25 protein-coding genes and 4 pseudogenes are annotated in these 20,785 nt (G+C 69.1%); 9 read left to right on the top strand and 20 right to left on the bottom strand.

What is annotated here, in order from left to right; genetic code table 11:
• The coding region (locus tag IE108_RS33965; RefSeq protein WP_506410411.1) for an SRPBCC family protein at nucleotides 1-162 on the top strand (162 nt) is incomplete at its 5' end.
• 475 nt (nucleotides 163-637) lie between these two features.
• On the opposite strand, the gene IE108_RS35380 is transcribed toward IE108_RS33965, so the two are convergent.
• The 8 genes and pseudogenes from IE108_RS35380 to IE108_RS33925 form a co-directional block, all read right to left on the bottom strand.
• Nucleotides 638-1,306 carry an RNA polymerase sigma factor gene (locus IE108_RS35380; RefSeq protein WP_373297094.1) on the bottom strand — a complete coding sequence of 223 codons (669 nt, stop codon included), beginning with the start codon at nucleotides 1,304-1,306 and terminating at the stop codon, nucleotides 638-640.
• Nucleotides 1,307-1,463: 157 nt separating this feature from the next.
• Nucleotides 1,464-1,640: a hypothetical protein gene (locus IE108_RS33955; RefSeq protein WP_159394669.1), complete on the bottom strand. Its 177-nt coding sequence runs from the start codon at nucleotides 1,638-1,640 to the stop codon at nucleotides 1,464-1,466.
• 342 nt (nucleotides 1,641-1,982) lie between these two features.
• Nucleotides 1,983-2,396, bottom strand: coding sequence for a carboxymuconolactone decarboxylase family protein (locus IE108_RS33950; RefSeq protein WP_064732535.1), 414 nt, complete (start codon nucleotides 2,394-2,396; stop codon nucleotides 1,983-1,985).
• A 92-nt stretch (nucleotides 2,397-2,488) separates the two neighbouring features.
• Nucleotides 2,489-2,967, bottom strand: a pseudogene (locus IE108_RS33945) (IS5 family transposase); the annotation flags it as partial.
• On the bottom strand, nucleotides 2,931-3,188 hold the full coding sequence (locus tag IE108_RS33940; protein WP_064732423.1) for a hypothetical protein: 258 nt from the start codon (nucleotides 3,186-3,188) through the stop codon (nucleotides 2,931-2,933). The gene IE108_RS33940 and the pseudogene IE108_RS33945, both read right to left, overlap by 37 nt.
• A gap of 11 nt (nucleotides 3,189-3,199) precedes the next feature.
• Nucleotides 3,200-3,373 carry a hypothetical protein gene (locus tag IE108_RS33935; RefSeq protein WP_159394670.1) on the bottom strand — a complete coding sequence of 58 codons (174 nt, stop codon included), beginning with the start codon at nucleotides 3,371-3,373 and terminating at the stop codon, nucleotides 3,200-3,202.
• 208 nt (nucleotides 3,374-3,581) lie between these two features.
• Nucleotides 3,582-3,830, bottom strand: coding sequence for a hypothetical protein (locus IE108_RS33930; RefSeq protein ID WP_064732425.1), 249 nt, complete (start codon nucleotides 3,828-3,830; stop codon nucleotides 3,582-3,584).
• 11 nt (nucleotides 3,831-3,841) lie between these two features.
• Nucleotides 3,842-4,150 carry a hypothetical protein gene (locus IE108_RS33925; RefSeq protein WP_064732426.1) on the bottom strand — a complete coding sequence of 103 codons (309 nt, stop codon included), beginning with the start codon at nucleotides 4,148-4,150 and terminating at the stop codon, nucleotides 3,842-3,844.
• Between the two features lie 411 nt (nucleotides 4,151-4,561).
• Between IE108_RS33925 and IE108_RS33920 the strand changes: the two are divergent.
• Nucleotides 4,562-4,648: pseudogene (locus tag IE108_RS33920) on the top strand (DUF2267 domain-containing protein); the annotation flags it as partial.
• 274 nt (nucleotides 4,649-4,922) lie between these two features.
• Nucleotides 4,923-5,606, top strand: coding sequence for a GAF and ANTAR domain-containing protein (locus tag IE108_RS33915; protein ID WP_064732427.1), 684 nt, complete (start codon nucleotides 4,923-4,925; stop codon nucleotides 5,604-5,606).
• 743 nt (nucleotides 5,607-6,349) lie between these two features.
• On the opposite strand, the pseudogene IE108_RS33910 reads toward IE108_RS33915, so the two are convergent.
• Both IE108_RS33910 and IE108_RS33905 read right to left on the bottom strand, forming a co-directional pair.
• A pseudogene (locus IE108_RS33910) lies at nucleotides 6,350-6,871 on the bottom strand (IS3 family transposase); the annotation flags it as partial.
• 245 nt (nucleotides 6,872-7,116) lie between these two features.
• Nucleotides 7,117-7,293: a hypothetical protein gene (locus tag IE108_RS33905; RefSeq protein ID WP_159394671.1), complete on the bottom strand. Its 177-nt coding sequence runs from the start codon at nucleotides 7,291-7,293 to the stop codon at nucleotides 7,117-7,119.
• On the opposite strand from IE108_RS33905, the gene IE108_RS33900 reads away from it, so the two are divergent.
• Nucleotides 7,274-7,453 (top strand): hypothetical protein, encoded by a 180-nt coding sequence (locus IE108_RS33900; RefSeq protein ID WP_159394672.1) that lies wholly within the window; start codon nucleotides 7,274-7,276, stop codon nucleotides 7,451-7,453. The genes IE108_RS33905 and IE108_RS33900 overlap by 20 nt on opposite strands.
• Nucleotides 7,454-7,627: 174 nt before the next feature.
• On the opposite strand, the gene IE108_RS33895 is transcribed toward IE108_RS33900, so the two are convergent.
• Entirely contained in the window at nucleotides 7,628-8,917 is a 1,290-nt protein-coding gene (locus IE108_RS33895; protein ID WP_079163943.1) for a protein kinase domain-containing protein, read from the bottom strand.
• On the opposite strand from IE108_RS33895, the gene IE108_RS33890 reads away from it, so the two are divergent.
• Both IE108_RS33890 and IE108_RS33885 read left to right on the top strand, forming a co-directional pair.
• Complete coding sequence (locus IE108_RS33890) at nucleotides 8,916-9,068, top strand: hypothetical protein (protein ID WP_159394673.1); 153 nt, start codon at nucleotides 8,916-8,918, stop codon at nucleotides 9,066-9,068. The genes IE108_RS33895 and IE108_RS33890 overlap by 2 nt on opposite strands.
• A 762-nt stretch (nucleotides 9,069-9,830) precedes the next feature.
• Nucleotides 9,831-11,264: a DNA-binding protein gene (locus IE108_RS33885; protein ID WP_064732430.1), complete on the top strand. Its 1,434-nt coding sequence runs from the start codon at nucleotides 9,831-9,833 to the stop codon at nucleotides 11,262-11,264.
• A gap of 153 nt (nucleotides 11,265-11,417) precedes the next feature.
• Here IE108_RS33885 and IE108_RS33880 read toward each other — a convergent pair.
• The 4 genes and pseudogenes from IE108_RS33880 to IE108_RS33865 all read right to left on the bottom strand — a co-directional run bounded on the left by IE108_RS33880 (nucleotide 11,418) and on the right by IE108_RS33865 (nucleotide 14,603).
• A pseudogene (locus IE108_RS33880) lies at nucleotides 11,418-12,260 on the bottom strand (IS5 family transposase).
• 43 nt (nucleotides 12,261-12,303) lie between these two features.
• A complete protein-coding gene (locus IE108_RS33875) occupies nucleotides 12,304-12,498 on the bottom strand; it encodes a hypothetical protein (protein WP_064732536.1) in 195 nt (64 codons plus the stop codon).
• Nucleotides 12,499-12,861: 363 nt separating this feature from the next.
• Nucleotides 12,862-13,395 (bottom strand): hypothetical protein, encoded by a 534-nt coding sequence (locus tag IE108_RS33870; protein WP_064732432.1) that lies wholly within the window; start codon nucleotides 13,393-13,395, stop codon nucleotides 12,862-12,864.
• Between the two features lie 509 nt (nucleotides 13,396-13,904).
• Nucleotides 13,905-14,603, bottom strand: coding sequence for a class I SAM-dependent methyltransferase (locus tag IE108_RS33865; protein ID WP_107420545.1), 699 nt, complete (start codon nucleotides 14,601-14,603; stop codon nucleotides 13,905-13,907).
• A 181-nt stretch (nucleotides 14,604-14,784) separates the two neighbouring features.
• On the opposite strand from IE108_RS33865, the gene IE108_RS33860 reads away from it, so the two are divergent.
• Nucleotides 14,785-14,979: a hypothetical protein gene (locus IE108_RS33860; RefSeq protein ID WP_064732434.1), complete on the top strand. Its 195-nt coding sequence runs from the start codon at nucleotides 14,785-14,787 to the stop codon at nucleotides 14,977-14,979.
• A gap of 42 nt (nucleotides 14,980-15,021) precedes the next feature.
• Nucleotides 15,022-16,032, top strand: coding sequence for a hypothetical protein (locus IE108_RS35005; protein WP_064732435.1), 1,011 nt, complete (start codon nucleotides 15,022-15,024; stop codon nucleotides 16,030-16,032).
• 174 nt (nucleotides 16,033-16,206) lie between these two features.
• Here IE108_RS35005 and IE108_RS33850 read toward each other — a convergent pair whose 3' ends face one another.
• The 3 genes from IE108_RS33850 to IE108_RS33840 are packed head-to-tail and all read right to left on the bottom strand — an operon-like array spanning nucleotide 16,207 to nucleotide 17,020.
• On the bottom strand, nucleotides 16,207-16,416 hold the full coding sequence (locus IE108_RS33850) for a hypothetical protein (protein WP_064732436.1): 210 nt from the start codon (nucleotides 16,414-16,416) through the stop codon (nucleotides 16,207-16,209).
• On the bottom strand, nucleotides 16,413-16,679 hold the full coding sequence (locus tag IE108_RS33845; protein WP_079163944.1) for a DUF7848 domain-containing protein: 267 nt from the start codon (nucleotides 16,677-16,679) through the stop codon (nucleotides 16,413-16,415). The genes IE108_RS33850 and IE108_RS33845 overlap by 4 nt, the downstream gene beginning before the upstream one ends.
• Nucleotides 16,676-17,020 carry a hypothetical protein gene (locus IE108_RS33840; RefSeq protein ID WP_064732437.1) on the bottom strand — a complete coding sequence of 115 codons (345 nt, stop codon included), beginning with the start codon at nucleotides 17,018-17,020 and terminating at the stop codon, nucleotides 16,676-16,678. Before IE108_RS33840 ends, IE108_RS33845 begins: the two co-directional genes overlap by 4 nt.
• A 163-nt stretch (nucleotides 17,021-17,183) precedes the next feature.
• Here IE108_RS33840 and IE108_RS33835 point away from each other — a divergent pair, with 163 nt between their 5' ends.
• A complete protein-coding gene (locus IE108_RS33835; protein WP_229852686.1) occupies nucleotides 17,184-17,822 on the top strand; it encodes a GntR family transcriptional regulator in 639 nt (212 codons plus the stop codon).
• Between the two features lie 20 nt (nucleotides 17,823-17,842).
• Here the strand turns inward: IE108_RS33835 and IE108_RS33830 are convergent, their stop codons facing one another.
• Together IE108_RS33830 and IE108_RS33825 are read right to left on the bottom strand one after the other, a co-directional pair.
• A complete protein-coding gene (locus IE108_RS33830) occupies nucleotides 17,843-19,201 on the bottom strand; it encodes a replicative DNA helicase (RefSeq protein ID WP_064732439.1) in 1,359 nt (452 codons plus the stop codon).
• Nucleotides 19,198-20,307 (bottom strand): hypothetical protein, encoded by a 1,110-nt coding sequence (locus IE108_RS33825; RefSeq protein ID WP_159394674.1) that lies wholly within the window; start codon nucleotides 20,305-20,307, stop codon nucleotides 19,198-19,200. The genes IE108_RS33830 and IE108_RS33825 overlap by 4 nt, the downstream gene beginning before the upstream one ends.
• Between the last annotated feature and the right edge of the window lie 478 nt (nucleotides 20,308-20,785).

The raw sequence follows: 20,785 nt of genomic DNA, 5'->3' as shown, positions 1-20,785 counted from the left end.
CACCGGCTCAGCGACACGACGAGCAGGGTCACCCTCCAGATCGAGTACGACCCCAAGGGTTTCATCGAGCACCTGGGCGCGCTCACGAACCTGGACTCCACACTCGCCAACTACGACTTGGGCGAGTTCCAGAAGCTCGCGGAGACCGCGGCGGCCACCTGAGCACCGAAGACTCTCGAACCGCGCCTGACGGGGCAGGCTGGTCGCGGAAGGCCGGCTCCGTCCCGTCACCGCGCGCGCCTGGACCCGGTCGGCCGCGATCGGGACGGCGCTGGAAGGAGTCGGCTCGCTAGGACTCGATGAACGCCTTCTCGGTCCCTGTGACCAGTGAGGACTTGGGGCACTGGGCGCCTGCCAGGAGCTGGGAAAGTTCTCAATCGCCGACGCTGAAGCCGTCATGGACGATGCACGGTGGGTGGAGTGGGGTGAGGGCCCCACACGACTTCAGTGCTGTCTGACCCGGCACTGGTCATGTGGCGGGCCCCTGTTCCTCGAGTGAGGTGGATCAGGGGCCCGCCTGCCATGACAGGGCGCCGGATGCGGTCCTCGACCTACGCGGGAAGGCCCGAGGACCGCAGGAGACCAGTGCCGCATGCCGTCCGGTAAACGGATGCTACCGGCCGCGGTCACGGCCTCGTCAACCGGGCGCACCAGAGTCGACCGGGCCATACCCCTCGGCCCGCCGGCCGCCGTGGTTTGACCGACGACGGCTTCGCGGCTCCTCGTGTCGTGGGTGAGGTGTTGGAGGGCGCCGCGGGTGTGGCTCTTGACGATGCCCACGGGCATGCCGAGGACGGACCGCGATCTCGGACTGGTTGAAGTCGTGCCAGTAGGCGAGGTAGAGGACCTGCCGTTGGGGGCCGGAGAGAAGCTGGAGCAACCGGACGCCGTCGAGATGGCTGGGAAGCTGGTCGGTGAAGGTGTCGTGCGCCTTGTCGGAACCTTGGCCCCGGGCGTAGTGGTCGTTGCGTTCTCGTCGGCGGGAGCGTGCGGAGATCGCGTCGTTGATCTTGTGTTTGGTGATGCCGGACAGCCAGGCGACGAGTGGCCCGCGGTCAGGGCGGTAGATGTGCTGGGTCTGCCAGGCCGCCAGCAAGATTTGCTGGACGACGTCGTCGACCTTCTGCTCGTCAGCTGATGCCGTACCCAGCTGTGCACCTCGGGCGCCCAGCGGGTGTAGAGGGAGGCGAACGCATCGTCGCGCCCGCCCGCCCGCTGTCCCCGGGCGGAAACTGCGTCGGCATCCGCCGGACCTGCCGGCGCCACAGGGCCCGTCCCGAGCGCAGTCCCGCGGCCGCGCCCGCACACACTGCGCCCCAGCCCGCCGCGAACCCGGCGACCTTGGCGCGGTCCTGCCCGGACAGGACAGCACCGAAATTGACTGCGTCGCTCAGGTCGGCTGCGACCCGCCACATGCTTACCGCCTGCAACGCCCGCGCGTCCCGGGCCACCGTCATGGCCGTTCAGATCGCCACGTCCCGTGCCCCCAGGCGCGGATCAGCGTCGCCGTGGACACCGGCACCTCCCCGGTTGGCATCGACCAGCACGCACGGCCGGACCAGCCACACCGGCCGGATCATGATCGCCGCGCTGTAGACGGCCGTCACGGCCCCCAGCGCCCTGACGAGCCTCGCACCCATACGTCCGCTCCTTGCCCTTCGTACCGCGAAGCGCGCTTGTACCCCTATCGGCCCAACCCGCAAGTGTCCAGCAGCGTGTGGCGTCCTACCACCACCCCAGCGGCAGACAGCGGCTCCGGATTCAGGCCTGGGCCGACGGCGGGCGGGCAGGGGCGTATATCAGAAGTGGATGTTGCGCCACCGCGCACTCGGTGCCCCTTCCTCGTCATATGACGCTGCTCAGGCCTCGCACTTGGTCTCTCGACGGTCCGGTCGCGGCCGTGACGGCCGTGCGGCCGGAGGCAAGGGCCGGTTATGTCTGCCGTTATTCAGGAGGCGCGGCGAACGTCGGCGCTTCAGTTCTCAGTTCTCCTGAGGCGAGTCCGCTTCGTCGTGTTCGGAGAAGACCTCGCGTGCGACGGCGTAGCTGTCAAAGGCGCGAGCCACCCCCGCGTAAACGGCCATCTGGATGAAGGCTTCGACGATCTCCTCTTTGGTCACGCCGTTGTGCAGAGCAATACGCAACTGACCCCGGAGCGGCTCGAGGATGCCCAGGCTCGCTGTGATGGTGACCGAGATGAGGGCGCGGGTGCGGAGGCCGAGGTGCTCGCTGCGAGTCCATGCGTCATTGAAGGCATGTTCGGTCGCGATCCGTGTGAAGTCGTAGGCGTTGGCGGGTTCCGTCGGCCTTGGATCGACGTACGGAGCCAGGCTGAAACCAAGGATCTTCTCGGCATTGTTCAGAGCGCGCGTGTAGTCAGCGCTGTGTTCCGTCATGCCGCCATTCTGCGCGCGGCCGACCCAAGACTGTTGGACCGTCACGACACTCGAATGTCCAACCTGCGCGAGGCGTCTATCGAATGTGCTGGTCACAGCCACTCGTTGATGGCCGCGACGAGGACGGTCGCCTCGTAGCAGACGGCGAGTTTCTCGTACCTGGTGGCGACCGCGCGGTGACGCTTGAGGCGATTAATCAGCAGCGCTCGACGACGTTACGGCGTTGGTAGGCGGCCCGGTCGAGCCGGCAAAGGCTCTCCCGTCGGCGGATGCGGCCGTTGATCTGGTCGATCCGCTCGGGGATGGCCGCCTTGATGCCGCGTCTGCGCAGGTAGGAGCGGATCTTCGTGGACGAGTAGCCCTTGTCGGCCACGACCCGTTTGGGCCGGGCTCTGGGCCGGCCGGGTCCGTACCGCTCGATGCGGATGCGGGCCAGGACCTGCTCCAATTGAGTGCAGTCGTTGACGTTTCCGGCGGTGATCGTGAAGGCGAGCGGCCGGCCCTGCCCGTCGCAGGCGAGATGGATCTTTGTGGTCAGCCCGCCGCGGGACCGGCCGATCGCCTCGCCCGGCCGGAGGTGGCACTATCGGTGGTGTGAGAGATGCCGAGACGGTCGGCGGTTGCGCGGTTGTACTCGTGGGCGAACCGGTCGTCCCCTGCCGGCGATGCCGTGATCCCGCCACGCGTGGCTGCCACGATCCGGTAGTCGCGCTCCCGGTTCACCGGGAGCGTGGCGTGCTTGAAGCGCACGATGTCCCCTTCGGTGAAGGACGTGCCGTTGACCTCGAACATGGTCGATGTCCTCACTTCTCAGCGACGCGGTCGGCAGCGTCCAGGCGTTCGGCTTCGGCACGCAGAGCGGTGGCCTTCTCCAGCCACATCCGCTCGTCGTCGGTACGCGGCGGCCCGGCCGTGACCGGAGAGACGCGGCTCTCCAGCTCGTCGGCGCGCGCTCGGAGTTCGGTCGGTGTTTGCATGGTCGGTGTCTTCGCTTCTTGGCGGTGCGGGTGTTCGGCTACCAGGTTGCGTTGTCGCCGTTGAGGTCGCCCCAGGTCTGGCTGGTGCTGATCATGTGTTCGGCGTCCTCGCGCGGCATGGCGCCCAGCGTGCTGGCGGTGGCGGGCTAGATGGTCGGGTGGTCCGGTGACGACCAGTCGACAGTGGCGTAGTCCACGGTCGGTCTCCTCACTTCTGGTCGGCGGGCAGGTGGCTGCGGCCGGAGTCGGTCAGCAGCAGCGGTTTACGAAGGCCGACCTCGGTCCTCCATGTCGTCCACCCGTTGCGGACGAGGACTGTGGTGGTGGCGGCGGTGATCCGGCCGTCGGGGGCGTGGACGTCGGCGCTGGCAAAGGCGCGGGTGCTGCGGTAGGCGTCGCCGTCGGCAAGTAGGGCAAGCGCGTTGCGCTGCGCCTTTGTCGGCTTCGGCGTGCTCATGGTCGGTGTCCTCACTTCTCGTCGCGGTGGTGCCGGTTGACGTGGTTGTTGATGGATTCGCGGGCGCCCCGGTAGCCGCAGCCGCGCGGGCACTCCTGCCAGAGTCCCTTGTCCACAGCGGCTCGGGTGACGGAGTGCTCGCTGTCGGGGCCGTAGCCGTGAGCGTGGAGCATCTGCGCGACGGACGCGTCGTGGTGGATGGCGAGGAACGCGGCTTCGGCGGTCTTGTCGTGGCCGGCGGCGAAGTACCGGCCGTAGCCGACGAGCTTGTCGCAGCCGCAGTAGCAGCGGCCGGTGGGCTGGGCGGTGGTGTCGGTCATCGGGGACTCAGATCTTGTTGCGCTGGATGTGATCTGTCATGCCGTCAGGTTAGCCTTCCTTGGAAGTCTTGACAATCCTTGGATTCCTTGGATTGCAGAAACAGTGAGATCGATCTAGCTCCCGGAAAGCCCCCAAGCGCGGAATCGCTCCTGACGGAGATCTCACACGATGTCAGGGGGCGGTTCGTGAGTTGATGTCCATTCCCGGCTGAGGCTGGGACAGGCTGCTGTCGCTGAGCGCTTCGCTTGGCTAGTTGAGCGCCGTCAACGGCGGCTCCAGCGCTTCCCGGTCGACAGTTTCATCAACTTGGCGCTACACGATGAGATCGCCTTGTCGGTGGTGCTGCATAGGGTGCAACCCGAGGATCAATGGCTATGGGCGAGAGGCGAAGGCATGCGCGACGGGATTGGCCCCGCCTGATCACCCGCATCCTTCAACAGCTCCCCACCGGCTACGCCCTCCTCTTCGGCCGCGCCGAACTCGCCCCCGCCGCCTGAGGGTCGCCCTGGGGAGCGGTCACCGGCTGGTACCGGCCTGCCTGTCCGGCCTCGCCGCCTGGCAGCAACCTGCAGAGCAGAGACTCACCTTCCGGTCGCTCTCGCCGCCGACTCCCTTGCCTGTACGCCTCTAGCGGCAGCGTTAGGAGGGGCAATGCGTGGGGCACGCCGGGAGTGGAGAGTCGCGTGCAGGAGCCATAACTGGCAGCGTGAGATATGTAGAGAATGGGCGAGCACACGGTTTGAGGGGTGTGCTGAGGCAGGTGGGAGCGAGATGCAGTGGCAGAGGTTCGCTGAGCAGATGGCTGAGCTGGCCCGGGATCTCTTGGAGAAACCCTCGCTCCAGGAGACGCTGGACGCGATCTCGACGGCCGCAGTAGAGCTGGTTGAGGGCTGTGACGCGGCGGGGATCCTGGCAGTCCGCAAGGGCAAAGCGATCACTCTGTCCTTGTGCGGAGAGACGGTTGAAGCCTCCGACCGCATCCAGGGCCAGCTCGGTGAGGGACCGTGCTACGACCTCGCCCGCGGCGTGAACGGCGAACGCACCTACCGGATCGCCGACATGACCCGGCCCCAGCCTGCCTGGCCGGCCTACGCCGAGGAGGCTCGCAAGCTGGGGATCGGCAGCATGGCCGGCATCCTCCTCTACACCGACAAGGAAGACTTCGGCGCCCTCAACTTCTACGCCCGGCGCCCCGGTACCTTCACCAAGGACATGGAAACCGCCGGGTGGGTGCTCGCTTCTCACGCCGCCGTTGCCCTGGCCAGCGCCCGCACCATCGACCAGCTCGAACACGCCATGGAGACCCGCCACGCCATCGGAGAAGCCATGGGCATCCTCAGGGAACGCCACCGCATGAGCGAAGACGAGGCCTTCAACGTGCTCCGGCGTCTCTCGCAACACCACAACATCAAGCTGCGGGACGTGGCCCAGCGGTTCCGAACCGAGCGCAAATAAACTGACTTGAGGTACTTGGCCAGGGTGCACTCGAGTCCTGACGCCATCCTGCCTGCCACGACGGAAACCTCTAATCCGTCGCTCAGGCAGCAGACCCGAGAGGCGAGTCCGAGATGAGCCCCAGCAGGAGACCGTCGAGTACCGGGGAGGAAGCCATGCTGAATCCCGCGGGCATCCGGGCCGGCGTACCCCCCCGTCGTCGGACCCGCCGACGGCGGCGCCTCCGCCCGGCCGGCATCCCCCGCCGAACAAGTACTCGTGGACTTCCTGGAAATGCACCTCGCCCTGCAGCCCCATCTGGGCTTCGACGGCACCGCCGGGTGGAGGTACCGCTCGGTCTACGACCTCGTGGCCGCGAACGGTCGCTGGTTTACCCCGACCCCTCTCCCGGTCGAGGTGCAGCCGCTCCCGGAGCGGCACTGTTTCGCCAACGCGGCAGCGACAGAGCGGGAGCATCCGTTCTTGACCTACACCGAAGGCTTCGCCGTCGCGACGGGCAGCCCTGTACCAACCGCACACGCCTGGTGCACTGACTCGCACGGCCGTGTCATCGACCCGACCTGGCCCGAGCTCGGAGGCAGCGCGTATCTGGGAATCAGGCTGCCGGCTCACCTACGGCCACGCGCACCCCGCAACTGGGGCGTTCTTGAAGCGCCCGACTCCCTGTACCCCCTGCTGCGCGGTGGCTTGTGATCCGGGCTCGTCTCTAGCTGCACGCTGTGGGCGCCTGTGCCTTCGACGATCCAGCGCCGTTCGTGCAGCAGTTCCCGCTTGAGGCCCTGGAAGGACGACTCGGCGAGGGCATTGTTATAGCTGGACCCGACGCGTCCCATGCTGCGGCGGATGCCGTGCCGGCGGCAGACATCGGCGAAGGCCCGGCTCACGTACTGTGCGCCCCTGTCCGTATGGAAGACGACGCCGTCCACCTCGCCGCCGCGGGCTGACACGGCGATCTCGGTGGCGTCGGTGACCAGGGACGCGCGCATGTGGTCGGCGATCGACCAGCCCCCGACCCGGCGCGAGCAGATGTCGATCACCGCGGCCAGATACAGCCACGTCGAACCGACGGGTATGTAGGTGATGTCGCCGTACCACTTCGTGGTCAACGTGTCGGCAGTGAAGTCGCGCATCATCAGGTCCGGGGCGGGCGGAGCCGTCTTGTCCGCGATCGTTGTTCGCCTGGTGCGGCGCAGGTGGCGCCCGAGAGCCCCACGACGCCATCGCCCTGAGCGTTGCCGGGGCCGAAGCGACCGAGGGCGTTCTCGCCGGCCTGGACAGCGAATGGGCCCTCTACACCCCGCAGCAGGTCGCCTGCGCCGCCTCCGCCCTGTTCGCGCAGATCACGGCTGCAGGCCTGGCATTGGAGAAGCTGGATGCCCATCTGGACGTGATGGCCGAGCGCGGTGACATCGTGATGCCCGAAATGGAGCAGGCCGCAAGGGACGAAGGCGGTGAAGCCGGCCGCATCGGTCTGGCGCAGACGGCCATGGGGTCCGTGGGATATGCGGCCTCAACCATCGTGTCGCCCAGCGCCGAAGAAGCCGTGCGTCGCCTGGCCGCGGCACAGCGCCTGGCGCCGCTTCCCGTCAACGCGCATGAGACCGTCACCGAGGTCGGCCACCTGCTGGGCGACGAAGCGAAGATCTTCGCCGCGCACCACGATGGCGATGCGCAGCTCACTGACCACCCGCGACGGCATGCTGTGGGACTTCCGCCGCGACGAGGGGGAGTGGTGCCTGACGCGCATGGCCGACCTGCATACCCTGGAACTCGCCGCAGGAGACGCCTGCGCCGACCCACGGCACCTGGCGGCCTTGCTCCGCCAAGCCACCCAGACCACATCCTGAGCCCATGCAGTCAGGCTCCCGGAGGGTCACCGGCGGCTGTGCAGAACGGTGTCGACGGGGCTGGTGCGCCGGATGTAGTCGGCCAGCGCATACGACAGCTCGCGCGCCACATTCAGCAGGGCGATTGCCCCTGCCCTCTCCATCGCTGCCGGCAGGTGTACAGCCCGCCCCCGGTCAGGCAAGTTGCGCGAACGCGGTCTCCACTTCGCCGGTGATCCGCCGCAAGGCAACCAGCGCGCTGGGCAGGAGAACGTTCACATCCTCGGTCCAACTGCCCAGTACCTTGCCAGCCTGCTGAATCTCCGCCGCCAAGGTGGTGGTGGTCCCCATCAAGAACCCGCCCAGGACGATCCGGCGCCCCGCCGCGTCCGGCACTGTACTCGACAGCGCCATACCGTCCACACCCATGTCGTAGTCGGGATCATCGGGATAGCCGTGCAGGTCGATCAACCGCACATTCTCCGGATGCCGCTCGCCCAGAGCCGACGGGAACCACTGATCGGTCTGACCGTGCTGCGCCCGAGCCAGGCGCCGTAGCTGACCGGGAAGCAAACGCCGCAGCTCCGCCTCATGGCGCCGCACGTCGAAGGTGGCCGCTTCCAAGGCGCGAAACCCCTGCCGGAACGCGGGATGGGCGGGAGCGACCGGCCCCGGATGCAGCTCAAGCCACGCGGCAAGCTCGTCACGGAAGGTTGCCATGGGCAGTCGGTCACGCGGCTCGTAGGCGGTCGCTTTCTCCAGCACCGGCGCCAGATCCATCGCGGCTTCCCCGCCCTGCGCCCACAACGAGTACTCCTGGCCTTGCGTGTAATGGGTGCCCTCGGGCGGATAGCGCAGGCCCTTGGCCAGGACGAACAACACCTTCGCCAGTGACCATACATCCGCCGGATAGCCAGGCGTACCCGGCTCGGGGAACCGCATCTCGGGCGCGAGGAAGTACAGCGGACCCATCTTGGCAGTGGCGGCCGTCAACTCCGGCCGGTCCGGCCAAGCGGCGATCCCGAAGTCCGCGACCACCGCCCGGCCCTGGAAGTGAAGGAGATTGTCGGGCTTGATGTCCCGGTGGGAGATGTCGCGCTCGGCCAGCACGGCCAGCGTTCCGGCGACCTGATGGACCGCCTCCACCACCTCCCGCAGATCGGCCGGCTGGCCGTGCTGGCGCAGGACGTCCGTCAGCTTCACGGCTTTCGGCATGACGAACCACTGCGGCGGATCATCCGGGTCGGCATCGAGAACCGGCACGATACCTGTCACACCGTCCGCAGTCAGCTGCTGCATGCGTCGCACCTCCTCCTGGAAGCGCTGGCGGGTGGTGGCACTGACCTTGCCCTGCCGGTTCGGCCGCGCCAACTTCAGCACCCCTTCTCTTCCGTCCTCGTGCTTCACGACGTGAACGTGCCCGAAATCCTTCATCGGACGGATGTGACGCCAAGGACCCCACAGCAGCCGAACAGTTGCAGACATGGCAGGCAATGTAGAGCAGCGGCGATGCCGCTGCTCCGCGAACGTCCAGATGCTGCCCGCACCGCTGGCCACGGGCGACCGCTGGACGGGACACCACACCAACTGGCCGAGTCACCGCCCTGCACCCACCCCGCTCCTGACCACGCCGTGAGCAGCTGCCGCGCGCCCGCACCGGCCGAGGGATCAGCCGTCCACGGCTTGAGCGTGCGGCGAACCTCCGCATCGCGGTGCCGTGCCGCTTCCCACAGCACCCGCGCATAGCCCTCCCAGGACCGCGGGCCCGCCGCCTGCTCCTCCAGCGTGCGCATCCGCCTGTCAACGCCACCACCTCGGCCACTGCCCGCCACAGCACCTCCTCGTCCGGCTCCACCCTCACCATTGGGGCACAGTGGCGGCACACGTGCTCGCAGACGTCCAGCAGCACGAGCGGGCTGCCCGTCAGGTGTTGCGCGTAGCGGCAATGGCTCCGCCACCCCGGCGCCTTGGCAGGAACGTGCCACTTCCCGCCGCCCGCACGCCCCAGGACCACGGTGATCCGCCGCAGCGGCCCGACGTTCACCCCGGCGGCCAGCAGTTCCTTCTCCCGCAGCACCGGAAGCCCTCGGTCACGCCGCACCACGGCCCGCCCCCTGTCACCCAAATGTCCCCGGCGCTCACTGTGGCAATGGGGCCCGACCGGCGTGCTCGGTTACCCAACGGCGTCACCCTGCCCGGGCAACGACCGGCCCTGACATGGCGCGGGTCTGCACCGAAGCCGCTTCCAGCCCCGCCGGCGCCTGCAGCACGGCCTACGAGCGCGTTTACCCCGGGCGCGCGCTGACCGAACTGGGCATCGAGGCCTCCGCCTTGACCAGTGGCTGCACGGCTGACGGCCACCTGCAACAGTGACGGAGGGGCGGTTACCGTGTCCACTATGAGCACGCCCATTCCGAGCTCCGCCCCGGTCCCGCTGCACATCGTTGGCGAACCCCCAGCGTCCCCGGCTCCGGACGTGATCGGCACATCCGGCGGGCCGGGCCGCCGGCCCGCCCCGGCGGTGCGGCCGGCAGCGGCGGACTGGGCGGCGCTTGGGGTGGAGCCGCGGTGGAATGGACAGGAGACGAGCGACTGCGCTGCCGTCCTGTCCCCCTTCCGAGGACCCGCCACCGGCCTTGAGCCCTACAAGCGCTACGTCGCGGGAGCCCGGCAGCGCGGTGAGACCGTCCTCGTCGTCGCCTGCATCGGCGCTGGCCAACACCGGCACAACGTCTTTTCCGGCACCGTCGCTCCCGGCGTCCACCTGCCCGACCACTACGGCTCGATTGCTGCCAACCCGCTCCCTGCCGGCCTGAGTCCCGAACTCGCCGACGGCCTGGACCATGCCGAGCACGAACTCGGTACCCGGCTACTCAACCGTCCTCCAAGCGCCTGGTTCCGCCTGACCTATCTCAAGGAAGCCAGGTCCTCGCGCCCCGGAGTTGCCAGGGTGTGGCCGCCGCCGGGGGAGGGGGAGCTGCGCCCGATCCTACTCGACGGCCTCGGCGACCCGGTAGCGGGGCTGTGGATGCCGGCGGACGGCAGTGCCCGGTGGTTCGTGGTTCCCCACGGCACCGACCACCGGCTGCTGGTGGAGTGGCTGGTCCAGCATGCACTGCCCGCGTATGTGCCCGGCGCGCTGACCCGCGCCCGCTCGACCCTGGTGCGCGACCCGGCCCTCGCCACCGACGCCGAAGCCCAACTGGTCAAGAGGATCGCCGAGGAGCAGCGCGCCCACGAGCGGCGGAACACCGAGCTGCAGCAGCAACTCGCCGCGCTGCGGGCCGTGGCCGATCCGCTGCGCGACAACCTGCTGTTCGGCACCGGCCGCCCGCTGGAGGACGCAGTGCACGACGTCCTGGTCGCGGCAGGCGCCACGGTGACCCGCCTCGACGACGTGTACGGGACCAAGTCGGCGGACCTGCTGGCCGAGTACGACGGCCGCCGAGTCCTGGTCGAGGTGAAGTCGGCGAACAACCGGCCGCCGCACAGCCTGCCCGACAAACTGCTCAAGCACCTGAACACCTGGCCCCGTCTGACCGGGACCGAGCCTGTTGACGGCGGCGTCCTGGTGGTCAACCACCAGGTCAAGGTCCCACCCGCGCAGCGGGACGCCGAGGTCTACACCGACCGCGCGTTCGCCGACGCACTGACCGTACCGGTGATCGGCAGTGCCCATCTGTTCGACTGGTGGCGCCACGATGACTGGGATGCCGTGCGACACGCCGTCTTCGGCGCGACCGGCCCTGCGCAGCCTCCCGAGACCGCCGTGCCGGATACCGATCTGAAGGTGCCCAGGCGGCCCGGCAGTCTCTCGCGCCTGCGCCGGTAGCCGGCAGGCGCCCGAGCACGACGAACCGCCACGTCAGACTTCTTCGGCGTTGAGGATGACCGCGGCGGGGTCGACCCAGGTGTAGCCGCCCGCCAGCACGTGCAGGTGTCGGACAACCGGAGCCACGAGGCCAGCTAGGCGGTTTCGTTTGGATCACCGCGCTGACCAGAGGAAGATGCCCGCGATGTGGAGTCCGGCCAGGTAGATGGCCGCGGTCTTCTCGTAGAGGGTGGCGATGCCCCGCCACTGCTTCAAGCGGTTGATGCAGCGTTCGACGGTGTTGCGCGCTTGTACACCTCGCGGTCGAAGGCGGGTGGCCTGCCGCCCCGGCTGCCGCGCCGCAGCCGGTGACCGCGTTGATCGGCCGGAACGGGGATGACCGCTCGAATACCGCGCTTGCGCAGGTGCTCGCGGATCGCGCGGGAGGAGTACGCCTTGTCGGCCAGGACCACGTCCGGCCTGGTGCGGGGACGTCCTCGCCGTCGAGGAACGCGAAGGCGGGCCATGACGTGAGCGAAGGCAGGTGCGTCACCGGCCTGTCCGGCGGTGAGCACGAAGGCAAGTGGCCGGCAGTGGGCATCGGAGGCCAGGTGGATCTTCGTGCTCAGTCCGCCCCGGGACCGGCCGATGGCGTGGTCCGCCGGTTCGCTGGCCGGGGCCCCTTTTTGCGGGCCCCGGCCGCGTGCTGGTGTGCGCGCACGATGGTGGAGTCCACCGAGACAGCCCAATTAAGGCGTCGTCGGCGTCGGCCTGCGCGATCAGCGCGGTGAACACCCGCTCCCAGGTGCCGTCGACGGCCCACATCCTCAGCCTGTTGTAGACGCCTCGCCAGTTGCCGTACCTCTCCGGGAGGTGGATCCACTGCGATCCCGTCTGGAACTTCCAGGCAATCGCGTCGATCACTTCTCGGTGGTCCCGCCACCGGCCACCCCGCCGCGGTGTCCGATCCGGGAGCAACGGCTCGATTCGCGCCCACTGCGCGTCAGTCAACGGCACACACGAACAACGACTGTCGGCGCCGGTCGGAACGGCACCCCTGTCAGGCAGTCGACCCGGTACGGAGTCGCCGCACATCCCGCACGAGCGCGTACGAAGCACTGAGGAAGATCACGGCTCCAGCCACGAGCCAGAGGACCGACGCGCCAGAGCGGTACTCACGAACGGCAGGAACGAGCAGCACCACGCTGGCAAGGACGCCGAAGGCCGAGATCAGAGCGCTGATGCGGTTGGTCACCCGGACATCATCAACGACAACCTCGGCCAACGGAAGTGATCCAGACGAACCGGCCTAGAGCCGTGGTCGGCCATGCCACCGAGCATGTACGCCTGATTCGACGGAGAGGTCGGTGTGCAGCGCCTCGTGGTCTGAGCACGCCTACCCCGCAGCCCTCGCGTTCATCGGCCAGCCAGTAGCCTCCCGGCGCGCCTCGTTCTGCATCGAGATGATGGGAGAGGATCATGCGGACGCCGGGGCATCCTCGAGGGTGGCGCGCCGTCAGGCGGCCGGGGTCAGTGCTCGAAGGCCGAGGCGGGCGAGCCAGCCAGGAACGACGTGCGGGTGCACAACTCGGGGTCGCCGATGCCCACGAGCAGCGTGTTATCGCGGAGCGACTACCCCGTGGCGCCGCGGCCCGTACTCGCGCTGCAACCAGTGTTCGAATGCGTCGCGCACCGCGGTCGCGTCGTCCTGCTCGCCGGGCAGTACGTACATGCGAAAGCGCATCTCCACGTCGATGCCGACCATGCCGTTGCAGAGGTCCTCTTCCTGGGCCGGGTCGAAGACCTCCGGCACGGGCACACGGCGCAGCTTCGCCTCCAGGGCCGTGCTCTCGTAGAGGCGACGGGAGACCTGCTCCAGCGGTGGCCGAGTGAGGAGGGCACGTTCGTCCGACGGCTGCGGGTAGAGCTCGTCGGGGATCGGGTACCGCAGCGCGTAGTCGGTGGTTCGGTCGTTCACCGTGGCGATGTCGCTGAGGTAGGCCCAGCGCATCCGTTCCTCCAGGGTCCGTCCGCAGGGCAGGCGGTAGCGGACTCCGGGCCGGCCGTTCTCGATGTCGCGGTGCAGGGAGTGCACACGGCCCGGGGGCCGGCGGTCGATGAGGGTGATCCTGTCGTCGATCCGCAGCGGCACCGGATTTCCGGGGAGGGGAGGAGGAGTGTTCACCATGCCTGGTCAACGACGCGTTCTCGCCCGCGTAGCGCCCCCACTTCGCGAGTGGGCCCCCGCTGAATGGGGGACAGCGGGGGCGGCGGCACCACATCCACCTGGGAAGCGCGATGGGGCGCCAGCCCAGCGTCCCCGGGAGGTGCCGGTCCTTGGTGAAGGGCACCGGTGAGACGGTGGAACGCCCAGAATGCGCCGCTGTGGCTGAAAGGCGGAACCCCCCCCATGCACGACGAACTCGGCCCGAGCCCCCCGGGGATTGCCCTCTATCCGGCCTGCAGGTGGGTACGGGCCCGCTCCAACGGCTCCACGGTGATGGCCCCGGAGTCCGGGAGGCCCGCCTACGTCCACGCGGGGTGCGAGCCCCTCCGGCCTCGAATCAGCGGGGCTCGGAGGAACTCGCGGGATGTCGCACACGCGCTGCTGGTGAGTGTGAGCACGAGGACATCACCATCCTCGACTGTCGGGGCCCTCCCTCACGGCGGCTGGCCGGGGCGGAACGCGGTCACCAGGAGCGTGTCAGCGGCGCGCGGCCCGGGCTCGCCGGGCAGCGTCTCCGTGCTGATCCGGGTGAAGCCGGCTTCGTCGAGGAGCTTGCTCCATACCTGCTCTTGGAGGACCCAGCGGTGCATCGTGGCCGCTGCCCCTTCGGGGGTCTTCGCTCCGATCTCGGTGTGCTGCACGTCGGGGTGGGCCAGCTCGCCGCCGAGGTGATGGGCGAGGGTGGAGAACACGAGGCGGCCGCCCGGGCGCAGCGCGGCGGCGGCTGCAGGCAGCAGCTCGCGCGGCTCGACGAAGTCGACGGCGCCGAAGACGCTGTAGAGCACGTCGTAGGTGCCAGCCGTCGCATGCAGGTGCCGGCGCACGTCGGCGCGGACCAGGCGCAGTCGGGAGGCGAGGAGGTCGTACAGGTCTTGGGCCATGGCGTGTTGGGCGGGTGAGGCGTCGACGGCGATGATCCGGGCTGGATGGTGGTGCACGGCGAGGTGAGCGGCGTGCCGGGCCGCTCCGGCGCCGAGGTCGCCGATGCAGCGGCCGTCGATCTCGCCGAGGGCCTCGGCTCCGGGCCCTGCGTCCTGGCCCCAGCTCCAGAGGAAGCGGTCGGGCACGGTGCGGTCGGTGGCGTGGCGGGTGCGGCCGTAGTGATGCCAGAGGTCGGTAGGGCGGATGAACACCTCGTCTATCCTGTCGGGCCCCGCCTCATGGCGGGCGCATTCACGGGAATCTCACCCCGGGGGGCGATGAAGGCGATCGTGAGGGGTTGGAGGGTGCGGCGAGCGGCCCGGACGCCGACGGACGTTCTCCGGACGTCCGGAGATGTGCCGGACGGGCCTCTGCTCTTCGAGAGTCAGGGGCATGAACAAGAAGCAGATCCCGAAGGACGCCGCCGGTGACCCGGCGAAGGCTGGCAAGGACGGCGTGGACTCCGGGAGTTCGGAGCGCAAGGAGTTCGCGAAGAAGGGCTGCCTTGCGGCGATCGGCGGAGCGGCCAGCGCCGCGGTCCGCGAGGTCATCCGCTGGATACGCGAGGACGGGGGCCGCGATGTCTGAAAGCGAGACGCCGACATCACGGGCCTGCTGCGGGAGCTGGTCGTGACCGTCCACGCCGACGCCGGCGGCCCGTTCCGCTGGGCCCGCGCGGTCCGAGGCGCGCTGGCGGGCCTGCTTCGCCGCGACCTCGAGACGTCCGGCCGGCGGCCCTGGTCGGAGTTCGTCGACCTGGCCGAGGTCCGCGTCCTTGACGCCACGCTCTTCCTGGATCGGGTCCTGGACATGGGCGCGCTGCTGGCCCGCGCGGTCCTCGACCTCGCCGCGGCGGATGCCGCGGCCGGCCTGCCGCTGGCCGACCGCCTGCGGGCGTGGCCGAGGACCGCGGCTGCGGACGCAGGAGGGCACGACCGGGTGCTCGCCGCCAACCTGACCGCGCACCCGCCGCTCCGCGGCGCCGGGGACGAAGAAGCGGGGCAGTGGTGGGACTTGGCGGTCGAGGCCACCGGACGGCTGCTGGCCAACCACCCGACACCGGAAGGCGCCCGCCTGGTCGACCTCGTGCTCACGCACTGCCCGACCGAGCGCACCGCCGACCTTCACCGTCGGGTCCGTCAGGCGCTCGGATCCGCACCCGCGGCCGCCATGACAGGGAAGGTCCTGCCCGCTGGCGCCGAGCGGGCCTGGGCCTGGTCACCGATCCTGCCCGCGCCGCTGCTGGCCGGCTACGACCCGCTGCTGGCAGCGCTGCGCCGGGCCCGGCCGGACGGCCCGCCCGACCCGCGCACTGCCCCTCGCCCGCAGTCGCGCCACCACACCGCGCTCACGCTGGAAGACCTGCGCGAGCGGGCCGCCGCGGACGGTCCGCTTACCGCCGCGGTCGCCCTGGCCGGCGCACCGGACGCGGGGGCACCCGGCTACGCAATCGTGCTGCAGCGCTTGGTGGCGGCCGACCCGGCGGCCTGGACCGCCGACGTCCCCGCCGTGCTCGCAGCCCTTGTCCTGCCGGGGCTTGGCGCGTTCTACCTCGCCGCCGCAACCGCCGCCGCGCGCCATCCCGAGGCCTTCCCCGCCGGCGCGGCCTTTGTCGTCCTCGCTGCCCGTGCGGCGCTGTAGGCCGGTGACGCTGCTGCGGGCCTGCTGTTCTGCGACTGTGTCTCGCCGTCGTCACTCGTGATTTCGCCTATGCAGGTCACCTGCGGGGTGCGGAAGCGGGAGACCGTCTCGTACGCGTATGCCGCCAACAGGACGCGCGGGCGGTTCGTTGGCGCGGGCAAGGGTGAGTGTGGGTCACCGCTCTTCCCGCCGCTTGATCCGCTCCTGGCGGGGGACGGTCACCTGGAGTGTCTTGGCATCGTGGGAGGTCCAGGTCAGGGCCCAGGAGTAGACCTCCCGCAGGATAAAGGTGCAGCCCTTCACGTCGGTGATGACGCCCTCCTTGCCTGCCACGTCGTCGTAGACCTGGTCCCCGACCCAGGCGCCGGTTGCCTCGTGGGTCACTGGGCCTCCAGGTCGCGGTAGGGATTGCCGTGGGCGGGGGAGACCCGCCAGAAGCTCGTCATGATCGCGCGGTAGGTCCGGTGGTCCGGATGGGCGCCGGTGTGCTTCAGCGCCCATACCTCCGCGGGGAGTTGTTCGTTGTCCGTGGCGCCGCTGGATTCACCGCACGAGGTGCACTCGGACTCGTACATCGGTTCGCGGGGTGCCCCTTCGGCCGTTTCGGGGCCCAGCATCCACTCCGCCGCTTTGATGATCGCTCTCACGTTTCGTCCTTCTCGGTGAGCAGGGCCCACATCCCCTGGCCGTCGGTGTTCAGGCCGGATCGGGCGGACAGGGCGTTGACGATCAGGAAGCCGGGGCCATGGCTGTGCAGGACGCTCAGCTCCACCGAGCCGGCCGCTACGACCTGGGTCCGGGGGCCCGCCGTGGAGAGGGTCATCTCGATGGTGGGGGAGCCGGATCCGAGCACGGAGAGGAATAGCTCGTTGGCGACTTGTGAGGCATCGGGGTGGGGTAATCGCGCACCCGCCCACGCGCGGACTCGGTGGGCTTCGGCGGGATGGGCCTGGAAGACCAGACGCCAGGAGTGACCCTTTTCGGACATGTTTGTCCTTTGCTTGCCGCGACTTCCTGTGCACGGATACTGCTTATCTGTGCACAGATTGGCGGGCGGTATTGGCGCTGGTCAAGCGGATCGGGGCAATATGTGTGCACAGAAAGCAGTGATCACTCGAAACGGTGGTAGGTCAGTGGCACAGCCCGAGTACTTGCGAATCGCTGCTGAGCTGCGTCGTCATATCGCGTCGGGCGAGTTCAGCGCGGGCGACCAACTCCCCACCCTCCCAGCGCTCTCCGAGCACTACCGGGTGAGCGAGACGACGATCCGCAATGCTCTGGCGCTGCTGCGAAACGAAGGACTGATCGAGACCCGCGCCAGGGCAGGCACCCGCGTCCGGCACGTGCCTCCCGTGCACCGCATGGCGGCCGACCGATACCGGACCAAGCCCGGTGCCCCGGCGACCCCATACACGCGGGACCAAGGCATCGGCTGGCACTTCGTCTTCCACGACAACGAGACGCCCACCCAGATGAGTACCTCGTACGTCCGCTGGAGCGACGTGGAAGGCACCCCGGTCTCCGACCCCATCAACGAGCCCTGGCCCGGCGGGACGAGAGCCCAGATGGCCTCCCTGGGCATCCGCGTCACGCGGATCACGGAGAGCTTCACCAGCGGCATGCCGACTGAAGACGAGGCCAAGACCCTGCGGATCGGCAACGGTGTCCCGGTGCTGCGCTACACCCGCCGGCACATCGCCGACAACGGCCGGATCGTGGAGGTGGCCCACCCGATCGTGCGGCGAGGCGACACGACCGTGGTGGACTTCGTCATCGACCTGCAGGCCTAGCGTGCGAGTTGGCACGAAAGTCAGTCCTGGCCGGGTTCCTCTGCCATGTCGCGCATGCGGCTGTAGTGGAACTGATGCGCCACCGTCACCGTGCCGGTCGGTCCATTGCGGTGCTTGGCCACGATCAGGTCCGTCTCCCCGGACCGTCCGGACTCCGGCTCGTAGTAGTCCTCGCGGTGCAGCAGGATGATCGCGTCGGCGTCCTGTTCCAGGGCTCCGGAGTCCCGCAGATCACTTACGGCCGGCCGCTTGTCCGGACGCTGCTCGGGCCCCCGGTTGAGCTGCGCCAACGCGAGGATCACGGCGCCCGTATCGGAGGCCAGGATCTTCAGTTCGCGGCTGATCTCCGTGACGCGGTCGTAGGTCGACTGGCGCGTGTTGCGCTGGTCGGTCTGCATCAGCTGGAGGTAGTCCACGACAACGAGCGGGGCGCGGCCGGTCTCGCGGAGGACGGTCTTGACGCGGGAGCGGATCCGGGCCGGACTGACGCGGGCGCTGTAGTCCATCCACAGCGGCAGGCCCTTGAGCTCCGGGGTGTGACGGTCCAGACGGTCCCAGTCCTCCTCGGTGAGGCCTTCGGCGCCGTCACGCAGATGATGGAACGCCACCCGGGCCCGGGCGGCCAGGATGCGGTTGCTGACCTCGTCGCAGCCCATCTCCAGGCTGTGCACCAGAGTCGGGCCGCCCCTGCGGGCGTTCGCGGTGGCCACACCGAGCGCGAACGCGGACTTGCCCATGGCCGGCCGCGCTGCGACCAGGATCATCTGCCCGGGCATGAGCTTCATCAGCGTGTCCAGGTCGGTGAAACCTGTGCGCGCAGCGGCCGGGAGAGAGACAGCAAGACTGTCGAGGTGGGTGTCGAGGTGGTCTCCAAACCGGCCGAACGTGTCGTCGTTCTGATCGTCGGCGGTCAGATACTCGAGTTCCGCCTGGTGCGCGGCGATCGTCTCGGCCACGCAGAGTGGGTCTGCCTGGCGGGCGCCCTGCATCCCGCGCACCAGGGCGGCCTGGTAGCGGCGCACCTGGGCATAGCCGTGCACGAGGCCGGCGTAGTGCACGGCCTCGGCCGGTGAGCAGGCCTCGCTCGCCAGCCGGGACAGACCCACCACGCCGCCCGCCCGTTCCAGGTCTCCGGTGCTGCGCAGCTGCGCCTCCACCGCCGGCGCTCCGGTCGGCCGTCCGGCACCGTGCAGACGCTGGACAGCCGCCCAGACCAGCTCGTGCGCGGGCTCGTGCCAGTCGCCCTCGCTCACCGCACGGGCCACGTCGGCCACAGGGTCGTAGGCGGGGGTGGCCATCAGGCAGGCCCCGAGCGCGCGCGCCTCCGACTCCACCGAGACGGCAGCATGCTCCTGGCCGTGCTCCAAGGTCGTGGTCACGTGGCCGCCTTCACTTTGCTGCCGACGCGGGGGTGAGTGCAGCGGCGCTGCGGGCCGCTGTCGTCGTCGTCCAGGAGCCAGCCGTACTCGTCGCACTGCGGGCAGGCCTCGATGGCTGCACGCGTCGACGTCGGCCGCGGGCTGGCGTCCCGTGCCGGGGCGGGCTGCGGGCGCACCAGGGCATAGCGGCGCAGGTCCCGCACCCAACCGGGCAGGCACTTCGTCCACGACGTCGCACCGCCGGTGTTCTTCAGGACCTCGGCTTCCAGCAGCGCGCGGTATCCGGCGTCCCCACCCGCCAGCGATGGCCAGCCCTGCTCGCGCATCGTGCGCAGCAGCTTCGGTGCGCAACTGCGCGCCGTTGCGGCCCCGGCCTGCCACTGCTGCATTTGCTGGAGGAAGTCCTCAGCCGCAGCGATCTCCTCTGCAGCGAAGCCCGGCTCCTCCTCCCGCTGTGACGGAACCGCACGCGAGTGACGTGAGGGAGGGGTAGGGGAGGAGGAATCCTCCTCCTCCGGGGGGTGTGGGGGGTGGACGCCGGATCGCGGGTTTCCCGCATTTCGGCCTTGACCAGGCGAAACGCGGGTTTCCAGACTGCGGGTTTTCCGCGATTCGGCACCGGATCGCGGGTTTTCCGCATTTCGGCTTTGACCAGGCGAAACGCGGGTTTCCCGCTGCTCGGCGCCGGGTGTGCTGTCCGGATCGCGGGTTTCCCGCATTTCGGTGTCGACCTGCGCAGATGCGGCGATGCCGAGATCGACGTACTGGTCGTTGTTCGCAGGGTTTCGGTACACCCGTGTGACCCAAGTGGGGCGTTGAGACGCCTCGTCGTAGACCGAGACGCGAGCAAGGTGGCCGGCCTTCGTCAACCGCTTTGCGATGGCGTTGTAGCGGTCCTTGCCCATCTTCCAGCCGCGGCTTTGAAGGTCGGCGCGGATGGCTTCCATGGTCGACGGCAGACGCGGGTCGCGAAGCAGCAGTTCCGCCAGCACACCGATGTCCTCGGGCTGTAACGTCGGTGTGCGCACCAGTCCGCGGCGTAGCACGACCTCCTCGGGCGGCTCCCAGCCGCGCTCGAGATAGGTGGCGCCGAAGACGTCCTGCAAATGCGGACCGTTCGGGTGGTGCAAGTGGGTCATCTCCCCAGGTAGGGGAGTCGTGACCGGCAGATGTGACCAAGTTATGGGCCCGGAGTAGTGGCGTTGCGCAATGGGTGGCGCATACTCTGGGTAGAGGTGACCGCGGGGCGCAAGGCCCACGGGTATCACCCCCGGCGAGGTCACCTCACCGGATCATGACTCAAGGGTTGCGAGCTCGGTTGAGTCAACTTGGAAGCGGCTCCTGTTGTGGCGACAGGGGCCGCTTCGCATTACAAGGGCCGGATGGAGCAGAACCGATCGGCCCATGTTCGGGAAGTCGTAGCCGATGGCCGCATCGGAGCGTTTGGCAGCTAGCCTCCTGAGGAAGTGCGCATAGGCCGCAAGCTGCCGCGGACGCGGCTTAGCCACGACGACCTCCCACCAATAGCACGCCAGGCGAATGACCCGAGTGCACGCGCGACACGCGGGCAACCAGAGCGTCTAC

This window comes from Streptomyces parvulus (assembly GCF_014648855.1).
In the GTDB taxonomy this organism is placed as follows: domain Bacteria; phylum Actinomycetota; class Actinomycetes; order Streptomycetales; family Streptomycetaceae; genus Streptomyces; species Streptomyces parvulus.
The sequence above is the reverse complement of the archived record's forward strand: the minus strand, read 5'-3'. Positions and strand labels throughout refer to the sequence as shown.